At 72.4% G+C, this 14,436-nt stretch carries 15 protein-coding genes; 8 read left to right on the top strand and 7 right to left on the bottom strand.

The genetic code is table 11. The annotated features are described in order from the left end of the window. Positions 1 to 23: 23 nt before the first annotated feature. The gene (locus tag OG570_RS03940; RefSeq protein WP_326946598.1) at positions 24 to 674 is read right to left on the bottom strand and encodes a response regulator transcription factor; all 651 of its coding nucleotides are present in this window, start codon (positions 672 to 674) and stop codon (positions 24 to 26) included. After that, positions 662 to 1,864: a sensor histidine kinase gene (locus OG570_RS03935; RefSeq protein WP_326955632.1), complete on the bottom strand. Its 1,203-nt coding sequence runs from the start codon at positions 1,862 to 1,864 to the stop codon at positions 662 to 664. Before OG570_RS03935 ends, OG570_RS03940 begins: the two co-directional genes overlap by 13 nt. 133 nt (positions 1,865 to 1,997) lie before the next feature. Between OG570_RS03935 and OG570_RS03930 the strand changes: the two genes are divergently transcribed. Together OG570_RS03930 and OG570_RS03925 are read left to right on the top strand one after the other, a co-directional pair. Next, a complete protein-coding gene (locus OG570_RS03930; RefSeq protein WP_326955631.1) occupies positions 1,998 to 2,732 on the top strand; it encodes an ABC transporter ATP-binding protein in 735 nt (244 codons plus the stop codon). A 2-nt stretch (positions 2,733 to 2,734) separates the two neighbouring features. Continuing rightward, the gene (locus OG570_RS03925; protein ID WP_326959860.1) at positions 2,735 to 5,278 is read left to right on the top strand and encodes an ABC transporter permease; all 2,544 of its coding nucleotides are present in this window, start codon (positions 2,735 to 2,737) and stop codon (positions 5,276 to 5,278) included. A 72-nt stretch (positions 5,279 to 5,350) separates the two neighbouring features. Here the strand turns inward: OG570_RS03925 and OG570_RS03920 are convergent, their stop codons facing one another. Beyond that, positions 5,351 to 5,521, bottom strand: a complete 171-nt coding sequence (locus OG570_RS03920; protein WP_326955630.1) for a hypothetical protein — start codon at positions 5,519 to 5,521, stop codon at positions 5,351 to 5,353. A 223-nt stretch (positions 5,522 to 5,744) separates the two neighbouring features. Between OG570_RS03920 and OG570_RS03915 the strand changes: the two genes are divergently transcribed. Both OG570_RS03915 and OG570_RS03910 read left to right on the top strand, forming a co-directional pair. Beyond that, on the top strand, positions 5,745 to 6,410 hold the full coding sequence (locus tag OG570_RS03915; RefSeq protein ID WP_247061506.1) for a glycoside hydrolase family 11 protein: 666 nt from the start codon (positions 5,745 to 5,747) through the stop codon (positions 6,408 to 6,410). A gap of 2 nt (positions 6,411 to 6,412) precedes the next feature. Continuing rightward, positions 6,413 to 7,069: a polysaccharide deacetylase family protein gene (locus OG570_RS03910; RefSeq protein ID WP_326946602.1), complete on the top strand. Its 657-nt coding sequence runs from the start codon at positions 6,413 to 6,415 to the stop codon at positions 7,067 to 7,069. Between the two features lie 38 nt (positions 7,070 to 7,107). Here the strand turns inward: OG570_RS03910 and OG570_RS03905 are convergent, their stop codons facing one another. Both OG570_RS03905 and OG570_RS03900 read right to left on the bottom strand, forming a co-directional pair. Next, complete coding sequence (locus OG570_RS03905) at positions 7,108 to 7,824, bottom strand: hypothetical protein (RefSeq protein WP_326955629.1); 717 nt, start codon at positions 7,822 to 7,824, stop codon at positions 7,108 to 7,110. A gap of 46 nt (positions 7,825 to 7,870) precedes the next feature. Beyond that, positions 7,871 to 8,773, bottom strand: a complete 903-nt coding sequence (locus OG570_RS03900) for a LysR substrate-binding domain-containing protein (RefSeq protein WP_326959858.1) — start codon at positions 8,771 to 8,773, stop codon at positions 7,871 to 7,873. Between the two features lie 111 nt (positions 8,774 to 8,884). Here OG570_RS03900 and OG570_RS03895 point away from each other — a divergent pair, with 111 nt between their 5' ends. Then, a complete protein-coding gene (locus OG570_RS03895) occupies positions 8,885 to 9,880 on the top strand; it encodes a YncE family protein (protein WP_326955628.1) in 996 nt (331 codons plus the stop codon). A gap of 54 nt (positions 9,881 to 9,934) precedes the next feature. Beyond that, positions 9,935 to 10,783: an alpha/beta fold hydrolase gene (locus OG570_RS03890; RefSeq protein WP_326955627.1), complete on the top strand. Its 849-nt coding sequence runs from the start codon at positions 9,935 to 9,937 to the stop codon at positions 10,781 to 10,783. Here the strand turns inward: OG570_RS03890 and OG570_RS03885 are convergent. Both OG570_RS03885 and OG570_RS03880 read right to left on the bottom strand, forming a co-directional pair. Beyond that, positions 10,780 to 11,382, bottom strand: coding sequence for a response regulator transcription factor (locus tag OG570_RS03885; protein ID WP_326955626.1), 603 nt, complete (start codon positions 11,380 to 11,382; stop codon positions 10,780 to 10,782). The genes OG570_RS03890 and OG570_RS03885 overlap by 4 nt on opposite strands. Beyond that, a complete protein-coding gene (locus tag OG570_RS03880) occupies positions 11,379 to 12,521 on the bottom strand; it encodes a sensor histidine kinase (RefSeq protein ID WP_326955625.1) in 1,143 nt (380 codons plus the stop codon). The genes OG570_RS03885 and OG570_RS03880 overlap by 4 nt, the downstream gene beginning before the upstream one ends. Before the next feature lie 107 nt (positions 12,522 to 12,628). On the opposite strand from OG570_RS03880, the gene OG570_RS03875 reads away from it, so the two are divergent. Continuing rightward, on the top strand, positions 12,629 to 13,513 hold the full coding sequence (locus OG570_RS03875) for an ABC transporter ATP-binding protein (RefSeq protein ID WP_326955624.1): 885 nt from the start codon (positions 12,629 to 12,631) through the stop codon (positions 13,511 to 13,513). Positions 13,514 to 13,528: 15 nt separating this feature from the next. Continuing rightward, the gene (locus OG570_RS03870) at positions 13,529 to 14,248 is read left to right on the top strand and encodes an ABC transporter permease (protein WP_247061517.1); all 720 of its coding nucleotides are present in this window, start codon (positions 13,529 to 13,531) and stop codon (positions 14,246 to 14,248) included. Positions 14,249 to 14,436: the final 188 nt, after the last annotated feature.

The following is a 14,436-nucleotide window of genomic DNA, read 5'->3' as shown; positions in this document are numbered from 1 at the left end:
AGCGCCTGCACTACCGCCGAGCGTCAGCTGTCGCGGCCGAGGTAGGCGAGCACGGCCAGCACGCGCCGGTGGCCGCCCTCGTCCGAGGGCAGGTCGAGCTTCTGGAAGATGTTGCGGATGTGCTTGAGCACCGCGCCGTCGCTGACGACCAGCAGTTCGGCGATGGTGCCGTTGTTGTAGCCCTCGGCCATCAGCGCCAGCACCTCGCGCTCGCGCGCGGTGAGCGCGTCCAGGGGGTCCTTCGCGCGGCTGCGGGCCATCAGCTGGCCGATCACCTCGGGGTCCATCGCGGTGCCGCCCTTCGCGACCCGCTGCAGCGCGTCGAGGAACCGCTCGACCTTGCCGACCCGCTCCTTGAGCAGGTAGCCGACCCCGCCGACGCCGTCGGCCAGCAGCTCGACCGCGTAGCTCGTCTCGACGTGGGCCGAGAGCACCAGCACCGGCAGGCCCGGGTGGATCTCGCGGGCCCGGACGGCGGCGCGCAACCCCTCGTCGCGGTGCGTCGGCGGCATGCGCACGTCCATCACGACGGCGTCCGGCCGGTCCGTCCCGACGAACTCGAGGAAGTCCTCGGCGTTGTCGAACGTCGCGGCCACCTCGATGCCCGACGTCTTCAGCAGCAGCGAAAGTCCTTCGCGCAACAGGGCGTCGTCCTCGGCGATCACGACCCGCATGGCAGCTCCACTCGCAGCTCGGTCGGCCCACCGGGTGGGCTGGTCAGGGTGAGGGTCCCGTCGAAGGCCTCGGCGCGCCGCCGGATCCCGGCGAGCCCGCTGCCGCCGGTCTCCACGGCACCGCCGCGGCCGTCGTCGCGGATGTCGATGGACAGCAGGCCCGCGGGGCCGCCGAGGGTGATCTCGATCTTCGACGCGTCGGCGTGCTTGGTCACGTTGGCCAGCGCCTCGGCCACGACGAAGTACGCGGCGGCCTCGACCGCCGCCGGCCGTCCGGCGTCGTTCTCGACGGTGAGCGCGACCGGCACCGGGCTGCGTTCGCCGAGGGCGCGCACCGCGCCGGCCAGCCCGCGTTCGCTCAGCAGCGGCGGGTAGATGCTGCGCACGACCGTCCGCAGCTCGGCCAGCGCGTCGGTCGCGGTGTCCTGCGCCTTGACCAGCAGGTCCCGCACGGTGTCCGGATCCCGCTCGTACAGCTGGCCCGCGATGCCCAGCTGGAGCACGACGGCGGCGATCCGCGCCTGCGTCCCGTCGTGCAGGTCACGCTCGATGCGGCGCAGTTCGGCACCGTGCGCCTCCAGGGCGGCGGCCCGGGTCGCCGTCAGTTCGGCGACGCGGTCGGCCAGGACGACGCCCGCGCCGGGCTTGAGCAGCGACCGCGCGGTACGGGCTTGCCAGCGGGCGACCACCGGCGCGAGGAACAGCGTCACCGCGGCCATCACGACGCCGCTGAGCACGGCCAGCCCGGCGGTCGGCCACGAGTGCACGAGGATCCCCATCGACGCCTCGATCCCGCCGGGCACCGCGGGCCAGACGGCGGCCGAGACGACCTGCTGGACCGCGCCGAGCGGCAGGCCGATCGCCAGCGCGCCGATGAGCATCCCGGTCGCCGCGTGGAGCGCGAGCCACGCGACGTCACGGCGCGTCGCCGGGTCGGTCACGGGGTTGCCGTCGCGGTAGGGCTCGGGGATCGGCTCGCCGAGCGCGCGGGCGGCGCGGCGGCGATCGAGCCGGACGACCTTGCGCGACAGCCGGATCGCGGGCGCCACCGACGGGATCCCGATGCCGAACGGGCACAGCACGAGCACGACGAGCAGGCCGACGAGGGCGAAGATCGACAACAGCGACGTCGCCGCCCCGGCCAGCAGGTAGCGCACCGCCGACCAGCAGGCACGCAAGCGGGTCGTCACGCCGCCAGTGTCCCACCGAGGCACACCCCACCGCCGTGGTGGTGCAGGCGCTACCCCGGATCCACCTCCCCACGGGATCGAACGGAGGCCGCCACGAACCTAGTTTTGGTGCTACAGAACGAAAGGGATCGTGATGACCACAGGGTATGCGCTGGAGCTGGCCGAGGTGCGGAAGGTGTACGGCCGCGGCGACGGCGCCGTCACCGCGCTCGACGGGGTGTCCGTGGGGGTGCCGCGAGGGACGTTCACCGCCGTGATGGGGCCGTCCGGTTCCGGCAAGAGCACGTTCCTGCACTGCGCGGCCGGGCTCGACCGGCCGACGTCGGGCCGGGTCCTGCTGGGCGACACCGAGATCGGCAAGCTGAAGGAAACCGCGCTCACGCAGCTGCGGCGCAGCCGGATCGGGTTCGTCTTCCAGGCCTACAACCTGCTGCCGTCGCTGAACGTGCTGCAGAACATCACGCTGCCGACGCGGCTGGCCGGCAGCAAGCCGGATCCGCACTGGCTGCGCGAAATCGTCGAAGGCGTCGGCATCGCGAAGAAGCTCGAACACCGGCCTTCGGAGCTGTCCGGCGGGCAGCAGCAGCGCGTCGCGATCGCGCGGGCGCTCGTCACCCGGCCCGAGGTCGTGCTGGCCGACGAGCCGACCGGCGCGCTCGACACCCGCACCGGGCGGCAGGTGCTCGACCTGCTCCGCGCCGTCGTCGAAGGCATGGGCCAGACCGTCCTGATGGTCACGCACGACCCGGTCGCCGCATCAGCGGCGCACGGCGTGCTCTTCCTCGCCGACGGCAAGCTCGCCGGCCACCTCACGCAGCCCACGCCCGAGCGGGTCGCGGAGCGCATGACGCACCTCGGGGAGTGGTGACCGTGCTGACCCTGGCCCTGCAGACGATCCGGACGCGCATCGGCGGCTTCGCCGGCGCGTTCATCGCGATCCTGTGCGGCGCGGCCCTGGTGGCCGCGTGCGGGATCCTCATGGAGTCCGGCCTGCGCGCCGGCGTCCCGACGCAGCGCTACGCGGCCGCGGCCGTCGTCGTCGGCGGCACCCAGTCGGTGCGGCCGCCCGGCGCCGACGCGCTGTCGTCGGAGCAGGTGGCCGAGCAGGCCACCGTGCCCGCGGACCTGGCCGGCCGGCTCGCCGCGGTCCCCGGCGTCCGCGCCGCGGTGGCGGAGCAGAGCTTCCCGGCGCAGGTGGTGACCCGCGACGGGCAGGTGCTGACCGGCGTCCCGTCGCTCGGGCACAACTGGGACGCGGCGGTCCTGGCGCCGTTCACACTGAGCGCCGGCCGGGCGCCGGCGACCGACGGCGAGGTCGTCCTCGACGCCGACCTGGCCCAGCGCGCCGGCGTCGTCGTCGGCGACCAGGTGCGCGTCATGACGCGGTCGACGCCGGTGCCGTTCCGGGTGTCCGGCGTCGCCACCGCCGCCAACCTGTCGCGACAGTCGGCGCTGTTCTTCACGGCGTCGCAGGCCGCTCACCTGGCCGCTCGGCCGGGCCAGGTGAACGCGATCGGCGTCCTGGCCGGCCCGGGTGTCGCTCCGGACGCGCTCGCCGACCGCGTGCGCACCGCGACGGCCGGGGCGCCGGTCGAGGTGACCAGCGGCGTCGAGCGCAGCACCGTCGAGTTCCTCGACGTCAGCCAGACCCGCACGCTGCTGCTCGCGATCGCCGGCTCGTTCGGCGGGTTCGCGCTGATGGTGGCGGTGTTCGTGGTGGCGAGCACCCTCGCGCTCACGATCAACCAGCGCCGGCGCGAGTTCGCGTTGCTGCGGGCCGTCGCGGCGACGCCGAAGCAGATCCGCAAGCTCATCGGCGTCGAGACGACGCTCATCGCGCTGGTCGCCGGCGTGCTCGGCAGCCTGCTCGGGCTGGCGGTCGCCGCCGGGATGCGCGACGCGTTCGCCGCGATCGGCGTCATCCCGGCGGACTTCGGCCTGGTGATCGGCCCGCTCCCGCTGGTGGCGGCGGTGGTCCTCGGCCTGGGCGCGGCGCGGCTGGCGGCCTGGACGGCGTCGCGGCGGCCGTCGACGATCAAGCCGGTCGAGGCACTCGGCGAGGCCGCGGTGGAGCGGCGTGAGCTCGGCAAGGTCCGGCTCGTCACGGGCTGGGCGCTGGTGCTGATCGGCCTCGGCGGCGCGGCGGTCCCGCTGTTCGTGCACGGCGACGCGGGCACGGCGGCGTCGTCGATGGCGACGCTCGTGACCGTCATCGGGCTGGCGGTCGTGGGGCCGCAGGTGGTCGGGCTGATGGTGCGGGTGCTCGCGCCGGTGCTGTCGCGGGTGTCGCGGATCAGCGGTTACCTGGCCGCGGCGAACAGCCAGGCCAACACGCGCCGGCTGGCGGCGGCGGTGACCCCGCTGATGCTGGCGGTCGCGTTCGCGCTGTCGATGTTCTACAGCCAGACGTCGGCCTCGGCGGCCGCCGAGCAGCAGACGGCGCGATCGACCACGGCGGACTACGTGCTCACGAGCCCGGCGGGCGGCATCTCCCCGGAGGTGGCCGAAGCGGTCCGCCGCGTCCCGGGCGTGGCGGCGGCGACGCCGGTGGTGCGCACCCAGGTGATCGTGGCGACGCCCACGGGCGAAGACATCGACGTCCAGAGCCTGCCGGCGCAGGGCCTGCTGGGCGACCAGGCCGGCGCGACCCTGGACCTGGGCATCTCGGCCGGCCGCCTGGCGGACCTGCGAGGCGACACGGTGGCGCTGAGCGAGTCGGAGGCGAGCTGGCTGGGCAAGAAGATCGGCGACCAGGTCGAGTTCTATTACGGAGACGGGGTTCCGGCCACTCTCCGCCTGGTCGCGACGTACACGCACGACTTGGCCTTCGGCGACTTCGTGCTGCCTGCGTCGCTGGCTCGTGCGCACACCGGTGACCAGCTGGACGACTCAGTCCTGGTCCGCCGTTCGCCCACCGCGGACCCCTCGGCCGTGTCCGCGGCCTTGAGCGCGGTCGCCGAGCGCTACCCGGGCTTGGGTTTCACCGCGGCATCCCCGGAAACGGGCGGCCAGCGCCAGGCCCAGTTCTACCTGAACCTGGTGGCGGTCGGCGTGCTGATCGGCTACGTGGCGATTTCGGTGGCCAACACACTGGTGATGAGCACCGCCCAGCGCGGCCGAGAGTTCGCGTTGATGCGTTTGGTGGGCACAACGCGCGGCCAGGTGATCCGGATGATGCGCCTGGAGGCACTGGCCACGGTCGGGGTCGCGGCGGTCGTCGGGACGCTGGTTCCGTTGGTACCGCTGGCGTTGCTGAACATGGGCCTGCGGGGGACGGTGGTGCCATCAGGCGCGCCGACCGTCTACTTGGGAATCATCGCGGGTGCGGTGTTGCTGGGGTTGCTGTCGATGGGCCTGTCGACCCGGGTAGCGCTGCGAGCCAAGCCGATCGACGCCATCGGGCTGCGGGAGTAGCCGTGGCCGCGGATCCGCCCTGCTGCGGTCAGTACCGCAGCAGGGCGGAGATTCGCGGGCAGCCGCACGGCCTCAGCCGCTTCCGGGATCGGCCGCCGGCCACAGACCCAGTCCGGAGAAGTGTTCGCGGACATGGGCACGGACCTTCTCGTCCAGCTCGGCGACGAGCGCGATCGTCTGACGGGATTCGGTCGCCGCTTCGGTGTGCTTCCCGGTCGCCGCCAGGGACCGGACCAACGCCACCAGCGCGCGAGCGACCCGAGCGTGGTCGGCGAGGGACCGCCGGCGTCCTCGCGGCCCAGCCCGCGGTACGGCCACACAACCTGCGCAGTCAACGGCGTTCGCAATAGCCGCTGCGCGCGGCTCGAAACTCTCGAAAATCTTCGAAAGTTATTGCCCAACCAACCGTGCGGAAATCATGCTTCCGTCATCCTGGCTTGCCTGCCAGCCTCAATGAGGAGGAAGCATGCGCACCAAGAACCACGGCCGCTTCAGGGCGTTGACCGGCGGGGTCGCCCTGGCGCTGATCGCCGCGTTGACGCCGGGTGTCGCCCACGCCGACACCGTTGTCACCACCAACCAGACCGGGACCAGCAACGGCTACTACTACTCCTTCTGGACCGATGGTGGTGGCTCGGTTTCGATGACGCTCGGCTCCGGTGGCAACTACCGCACCTCCTGGAGCAACACCGGGAACTTCGTCGCCGGCAAGGGGTGGAGCAACGGGAGCCGGCGGACCGTGAACTACTCCGGCAGCTTCAACCCCTCCGGCAACGGCTACCTCGCGCTCTACGGCTGGACGTCGAACCCGCTCGTCGAGTACTACATCGTCGACAACTGGGGCACCTACCGGCCGACCGGTACCTACAAGGGCACCGTCACCAGTGACGGCGGCACCTACGACGTCTACCAGACGACGCGGTACAACGCGCCGTCCGTCGAAGGGACCAAGACCTTCAACCAGTACTGGAGCGTGCGGCAGCAGAAGCGGACCGGTGGCACGATCACCACCGGCAACCACTTCGACGCGTGGGCGCGCTACGGCATGCGGCTCGGCAACTTCAGCTACTACATGATCCTCGCGACCGAGGGTTACCAGAGCAGCGGCAACTCGAACCTGACGGTGGGCTGATCATGCGCAAATCCCTGGTCGCCGCCGCCGTGCTGGCCGCGGCGAGCACGATCTCCGTCACCCCGGCCCACGCGGCCGCCTGTTCCGGGTACGTCGGGCTCACCTTCGACGACGGTCCGTCCAACGGTAACACCCCGGCGCTGCTGAACGCGTTGCGGCAGAACGGCTTGCGCGCGACGATGTTCAACGAGGGGCAGTACGCGGCCGCGTACCCGGCGCAGGTGCGGGCGGAGGTGAGCGCCGGGATGTGGGTCGGCAACCACAGTTACACGCACCCGCACCTGATCCAGCAGAGCCAGTCCCAAGTGGACTCGGAGGTCTCCCGGACGCAGCAGGCGATCGCCGGCGCGGGCGGCGGCACCCCGCGCCTGTTCCGGCCGCCGTACGGCGAGACCAACACGACCCTCCGGACGGTCGAAGCGAAGTACGGTCTCACCCAGATCATCTGGGACGTCGATTCGCAGGACTGGAACGGCGCGAGCGTGGACGCGATCGTCGCGGCCAACGCCCGGCTGCAGAACGGCCAGATCATCCTGATGCACGAGTGGCCGGCCAACACCCGGACGGCGATCCCGCGCATCGCGCAGGGGCTGGCCTCCCGCGGCCTGTGCGCGGGGATGATCTCCCCGCAGACGGGCCGCGCGGTCGCGCCGGCCTGAACCGGACGCGCGGTGGCTCCCCGGCGAGCCGCCGCGCGTCAGTTCACGTACCACTCGACCCGGACGGCCGTCGCCGACCGGGTCCGCAGCTCCGCGCACACCTCGTGCGTCACGAGCACGCCCGTGCGCCGGCAGAGCCGGGGCACCCCGTCGATCTCGCTCGCCGGCGTGAAACCGTGCGGCACGAGGTAGTCGCGCATCACCTCGGCGGCGCGGTCGCCGGTGGCGTCCAGGACACCCCAGCACCCGCCGGACCCGCAGCCGACGGTCCGCACGACCGTCAGCTGCGACGGCCCGGGTGCGACGCCTTCGTCCCCGGGCGGCGCCTCCCACTCCGAGAACACGACGACGCCGGCCGCCACGAACCCGACGACCACCATGGTGAGCAGCAGCGAGCTGGGACGCTGCCGTTCGACGAGCATCCCGACGGCGCCGACGACGGCCGCGAGAGCGGTGTGGAACCAGTAGACCTCGATCGCCGCGGGCACCCGCGGCCCGGCCAGCTCGAGCCCGCGCGGCACCGTGAACCAGGCCAGCAGGAGCAGCAGCACCAGCCCGAAGAGCACGCCGGTTCGCGGTGCCGTCGCGAGGGAGCACCAGGCGATGATCGGAAGCAGCCCGAAGAAGGCCGCGAAGGGGTGCTCCCAGGAGAACGCGGCGACGCCGACGGCGGCGACGACCAGCGCGATCCGCCACCAGTGCCGCTTCAGCCGCGAGAGCAAAGCGGCCCGATCGGCTACCCCGGAGTCGGTCACCGGACGATTGTCCCGCGGCCGGCGCCGGTGGGTTACCGCGCTGCCACTAGCGGAGTTCCTCGCCCAGGGCCCGCCGCACCGCCGAGCGCAGCCAGGAGTGTCCGCCGTCCGCGGAGTTCCGTGGGTGCCACGCCATCCCGATCACCACCGGTGGCAGCGGCAGCGGCACCTCCAGCAGCCGCAGCCCCAGTGCGCGGGCCGCCTCCGTCATCGGGCCGGTCTCGCCGCCCGGCACCAGGCACACCAGGTCCGTCCGCGCCGCCAGCGTCATCGCCGTCAGGTGGCTGGGCAGCACCGCCACCACCCGCCGTCGCAGGTCGACGTCCGCCAGGGCCGCGTCCGCCGGGCCCGTGAAGCGGCCCCGGCGGCTCACCACCACGTGCGACGCCGCCGCGAAGCGGGCCGGTGTCAGGCGGCCCTCGGTCAGCGGGTGGCCCGCGCGGACCCCCGCCGCCATGTGCAGGGTGACCAGGGGTTCCGTGCGGGTTTCCGGGTCCGCGTGGTCCAGGGCCCCGACCTCGAGGTCGACTTGGCCGTCGCGCAGGGCCGGGCCGCCCTCCAGCTCCTCGGCCCGGAACCGCGCCGACACCCCGGGGGCCTCCGCAGCCGCGAGGTCCAGCAGGCCCGGGGCCAGCGCCGCGGCGACGATGTCGGCCGCCTGGACCGTGAACGTCCGGTGCAGCGTCAGCGGGTCGACGTCCTCGCCGGGGGAGAGCAGCGCCCCGCAGCGGCGGACCACCGCCGCCACCTCGTCGCGCATCGCCTCCGCTCGCGGCGTCGGCACCATCGCCTGCCCCGCGCGCACCAGCAGCGGGTCGCCCAGCAGCCGCCGCAGCCGGGCCAGGGTGCGGCTCATCGCCGCCGGGGACGTGCGCAGCCGCTCCGCCGCGCGCGTGACGCTGTGTTCGGCCAGCAACGCGTCCAGCGCCACCAGCAGGTTCGCATCGATGTTCACCAGCACCGTTCCGATCTGAGCAACTATCCCGTGCCGACATTCCTATTGTGGCAATCCCGCCGCACGACGCAAGGTGGGACCAGAACGAACGAAGGAGAAACCAAGATGTCCACCTACCCCCGCCCCGGCGACCGGATCGCCGTCGTCAGCCAGAGCGGTCCCATCGTCACCCTGTTCGACGCCGTCACCCACGAGGCCGGCGCCGTCCTGACCGTGCCGGCCGAGCCGCACGAGCTGTGTTTCGACGCCGAACACCGGCTGCTCTACTGCACCAGCGCCTACGTCCGCGGCTACTACGGCGCCCACGACGGCCACAACCACCAGGTCACCGTCATCGACCCGGACGCCGGTGAGATCGTCGAGGTGCTCGACCTCTCACCCGAGCACGGGCCGCACGGCCTGGCCCTCGACCCGGCCCGCCGGCTGCTCTACGTCAGCGTCGAGGCCGGTCCGGCGGGCCCCGGCGGGGTCGTCGTCGTGGACACGACCACGCGCCGCGTGCTGCGCCGCATCGACACCCTCGCGCCCGGCCCGCACTGGTTCGCCATCGACCCGGACGGCCTGCGCGGGTACGCGGCGAACAAGGAAGCGCCGTTCGTCACGGTGGTCGACCTGGCCACCGGCGAGCTGCTGGACAAGATCGCCGTGGCCGGCAGCGAGGGCATCGCCGTCAGCCCGGACGGCGCGACTGTCGCGGTGGCCGTGCGGGACGCCGAGCCCGGCGTCGCGCTGATCGACACCCGGAGCGGCACGGTCGTGCGCACCCTGCCCGCCGCCCACGCCGTCATCCCGGTGCACTGGACGGCCACCGGCCTGCTGCTGGCCGGCGAGCAGCACCGCCCCGACGGCCGCCTGTCCGTCTGGAAGGGCGCGTCGCCCGAGGCGCTGGAGCTGGTCGGGACGGCGGAGGTCGGCACGATGCCGCTGACGCTGACGTCGTCCCCCGACGGCGACCGCGCGTACGTCTCGGCGGTGGTCGGTTCCACGGTCACGGTCGTCGACCTGGCGGATCCCGCGGCGCCCGCCGTCGTGGCGACGCTCGACGTGCCGCGCGCCGGCGAGCCCGGCGCGCACGGCCTGGCCTACATCCCGGCCGGCTGAGGACTGGAACCGGCGGGGCGCATGAGGCAGGGTGGGCGGAACGAGGAGGCAACGATGCCCGATGAGACGTTCACCCTGCCCGGAAGCGTGACCGCGTACCGCTGGGACCCGGTGGGACCGCCGGTCGGCGTGCTGCAGCTGACCCACGGCATGGGGGAGCACGTGCTCCGCTACGACCGGGTCGCCCGCGCGTTCACCGATCGCGGGTTCGCCGTCTACGGCCAGGACCACCGCGGCCACGGCGCGTCCATCCGGGACACACCCGGCGACCTCGGCCCGGACGGCTGGCCGGCGCTGGTTGCCGACATCGGCGTGCTCACCGCGCATATCCGCGACGAACAGCCGGGCCTGCAGGTCATGCTGCTCGCGCACAGCATGGGCTCGTTCGCGGCCCAGCAGTACCTGCTCGACCACTCGGCGGACGTCGACGCGGCCGTCCTCACCGGCACGGCCGCGCTCGACGTCCTGGAGCCGGCGCTGGACCTCGACCAGCCGCTGGACCTGGCGATGTTCAACGCGCCGTTCCAGCCGCCGCGCACGGACTACGACTGGCTCAGCCGCGACGAGTCCGAAGTGGACGCCTACGTCGCTGACCCGTTGTGCGGCTTCGGGATCGACCCGGCGAACACGAAGGCGATGTTCGCCGGTGCCCGCCGGCTGGCGGATCCCGCAGCGGTCGGCGGGATGCGCGAGGACTTGCCGATGTACCTGGCCGTCGGCGAGCAGGACCCGGTCAACGGCAACCTCGCGCTGTTCGACGTCCTCGTTCAGCGCTACCGCGACGCGGGCATCAAGGACCTGACGGTCAAGGTCTACCCGGGCGCCCGGCACGAGATCCTCAACGAGACGAACCGCGCCGAGGTCGTCGCGGAACTGCTGGCGTGGACGGAAAAGCTGGTCTAGAGCCAGTCGTGCTCGCGGGCGTAGCGGGCCGCTTCGTGACGCGTGCGGGTCTGGGTCTTCTGCATCGCGTTCGAGAGGTAGTTGCGGACCGTGCCCTCCGCGAGGTGCAGCTGACCCGCGATGTCGGCGACCGCGAACCCTTCGCGGGTCGCGCGCAGGACGTCGACTTCGCGGTCGGTGAGCGGGCAGTCGTCGACGACGGCGAGCGCGGAGACGTCCGGGTCGATCCAGCGCTTGCCCTCGTGCAGGGTCTTGATCACCGACGTGATGTGCGCCGGTTCCGCCGACTTGCTGACGAACCCCTGGACACCGAGCTTCAGCGCCTTGCGCAGCACTCCGGGCCGGGCGTGCCGGGTGAGCATGAGGATCACCTGGTCCGGCCGCGTGCGGCGGATCTCGGCGACGGCGCCGAGCCCGTCCACGTGGGGCATTTCGAGGTCGATCACGAGCACGTCCGGCCGGTGTTCCAGGGTGGCCTTCACGGCTTGTTCGCCGTCTTCGGCCTCGGCGAGCACGGTGATCTCGCCCTCGAGGGGCAGCAACGCCGCCAACGCCTTGCGCAGCAACGCCTCGTCGTCGGCGAGCACCACGGTCGTCATCGGACGTCCCCCCGTCGCGGGAAAACGGCCGCCGTCAGGAACCGGCCGTCCTGCTGTTCCACCTTCAGCTCGCCCCCGCCCTCCGCCAGCCGCTGCCGCAGCGTGGCGAGGCCGTTCAGCTCGGGCAGTCCGCCCTCCTGCGCGCCGTCGTTGACGATGGAGATCCCGGACTCCGTGAGCGTGATCCGCACCTGCTCGGCCTGGGCGTGGCGCAGGATGTTCGTCGTCGTCTCGCGCAGGACCTGGCCGAGCAGCTCGCCCGCCCGCGCGTCGACCTCGGCCTCGCGGTCGACGCGCACGTGGATGCCCGCGGCCTCGAAGAGGTTCTTCGCGTTCTCCAGCTCCGCGGACAGGTTGAGCCGCCGCTGGGCGTAGGCGAGCTCCTTGGTCTGGAGGATGGTGTCGCCGACCAGGGTGTGCACTTCCTTCAGCTCCTCTTGGGCCCGGTCGACGTCGCTGCGCAGCAGCTTTTCGGCCAGCGCGACCTTCAGCTTCACGACGTGCAGCGTGTGGCCCTGGATGTCGTGCAGGTCGCTGGCGAAGCGCATGCGCTCGCGGATGACGGCCAGCTCCGCCTCCCGGTCGCGGGACTGCTCCAGCTCGGCCACCAGGTCGTAGAACCGCTGGCTGACGAACGTGAACGCGGTCGACACCACGACGGACACAGCCGGGATGACGACGAACTGCATCAGCCGTCCGATGCCGTGGCCGGAGTCGGGGTGCACGAACAGGTTCGTCGAGCCCAGCGCGGCGACCAGCACGCCCAGCCCCAGCAGGGCCGCGATGCGGTGGCGGGGCAGCGGCGGGATGGTGAACGAGCCGACGACGCACAGGCCGTAGAACGAGGAGGAGTCGTCGTTGATCGCCCCGGCGAGCCAGACCGCCGCGGTGATGGCCACGCAGGGCCGCGCGACGCGGATGAAGTCGCCCGCGGTCCAGCGCTCCGCGGTCGCCAGCGCGGCGGCCAGGCCGATGACCTGCAGCACGACGTGCCACCAGGTGCGGGCGGTGAGCACCACCAGCAGCACCCCGACGAACGCCAGCGGCGGCACCGTCGTGATGAGGTTGAGCCGGCGCAGCCGTTCCTGCACCGCCCCACCGGTCCAGGTCGCCCGGCGCGCGAGCGTGGTCACCTCCATACCCCGAGCGTAACGGCCACGGCGGGCCCCACCAGTGACACCACGTCATGTCCTGTGGTGACGTGGCCACACTGCCGCCGGGGCGCGAACGGGGCTGGAATCGGAGCATGTCCACGACACCAGTCATCGACGTCGACCACCTGAACCTCACCTACGGCGGCTTCCACGCCGTGCGGGACCTCTCGTTCCAGGTCGAGCGCGGCGAGCTGTACGCGCTGCTCGGGACGAACGGCGCCGGCAAGACCTCGACCCTCGAGACCGTCGAGGGCCACCGCGCGCCCACCTCGGGCGCCGTGCGGGTGTTCGGGAAGAGCCCGCGCGACCGCGCCGCGGTGCGGCCCCGGATGGGGATCATGCTGCAGGAGAGCGGGTTCTCCCCGGACCTGACCGTGCGCGAGTCGGTCCGGCTGATCGGCAGCCTCACCGAGCGGGCCGACAACGTCGAGCGCGTGCTCGGCATCGTCGACCTCACGCGCAAGGCGGGTACGAAGGTGTCGCAGCTGTCCGGCGGTGAGAAGCGGCGGCTGGACTTCGCCACCGCCGTCTACGGGACGCCGGAGCTGATCTTCCTCGACGAGCCCACCACCGGCCTGGACATCCAGTCCCGCGACGCGCTGTGGGACGCCGTCGACCGGCTGCGCGAGGACGGCTCGACCATCGTGCTCACCACGCACTACCTCGAAGAGGCCCAGCGGCGCGCCGACCGCATCGGCCTGATGCACGAGGGCACCTTCCACCGCGAGGGCACCGTCGCCGAGCTGACGCGGACGCTGCCCTCGACCATCCACTTCGCACTCCCGCCGCACGCACCGGCGCCGCCGCTGCAGGCCACCCGCGAGCCGGACGGCCGGTTCCTCATCGAGACCTTCGGCCTGCAGAAGGACCTCCACACCGTGCTCGCCTGGGCGCAGGACCACGCCGTCGAGCTGCGCGGGCTCGAAGCCGGCCCGACCCGCCTCGACGACGTCTTCCGCGCCATCAGCAACTCCTGAGAAAGGGCCTCTCCCATGCTTTCGATCGCTCGCGGCGAGCTGATCCAGATCTTCCGCAACCGGCTGGTCCTGGTCACCGCCCTGCTCCTGCCGGTCGCGTTCAGCGCGTTCCTCATCAACCAGCACGAGCTGTTCACCAAGGTGGGCAGCCTCGGTTACATCGCGGCGCTGGCCCTGTTCTTCGTGGTGAGCATCGGGCTGTACACGACCTCGGTGACGACGCTCGCGTCCCGCCGCCAGAACCTCTTCCTCAAGCGCCTGCGCTCCACCGCGGCCGGTGACGTCGGCATCCTCGCCGGGCTGCTGGTGCCGATCACGGTGCTCACGCTGGTCCAGGTCACCGTGATCCTGGGGGTGCTGGCCGCGGTCACCGACCGGCCCGCCCACCCGCTCCTGCTGGTGGCGGCGGTCGTCTCGACGATCGTCATGATGCTCGCGCTGGGCCTGGCCACGGCCGGCCTGACCAACTCCCCGGAGCACGCCCAGGTCACCACGCTGCCGGTCACCGTCGGTGTCGTCGCCGTGGCCGGGTGGGTCGGCGCCACCGGCACCGAGCAGCTCACGCTGCTCAAGCGCCTGCTCCCCGGCGGCTCGGCCACCGAGCTGATCCTCGACGCGTGGAACGGCGGCGTCGCACTGGGCGACTCGCTGATCCTGCTCGCGCCCACGCTGGCCTGGGTGATCGTCGCGATCGCGCTGGCCACCCGCCTCTTCCGCTGGGAGCCGCGCCGGTGACGCCGCGGGCGTCCACAGTGGACTGACTCGCCGGGGCCGGCTTCGCCTTCTCACCCGGCTGATGGGCCGGTGGCCGTCGATCGGCTTCCTCGACGACCGGAATCAGCGCCGATCGGGCGTTCGGCGGCGTTCCTGGAGTCCTATGAGGACATTCGCGGGCGCGTCTTCACGGCCGTGGAACGGGAGAT

Origin of the sequence: Amycolatopsis sp. NBC_01286, assembly GCF_035982555.1 — a bacterium.
Classification (GTDB): Bacteria; Actinomycetota; Actinomycetes; order Mycobacteriales; family Pseudonocardiaceae; genus Amycolatopsis.
This window is presented reverse-complemented; position numbering and strand designations above follow the sequence as displayed.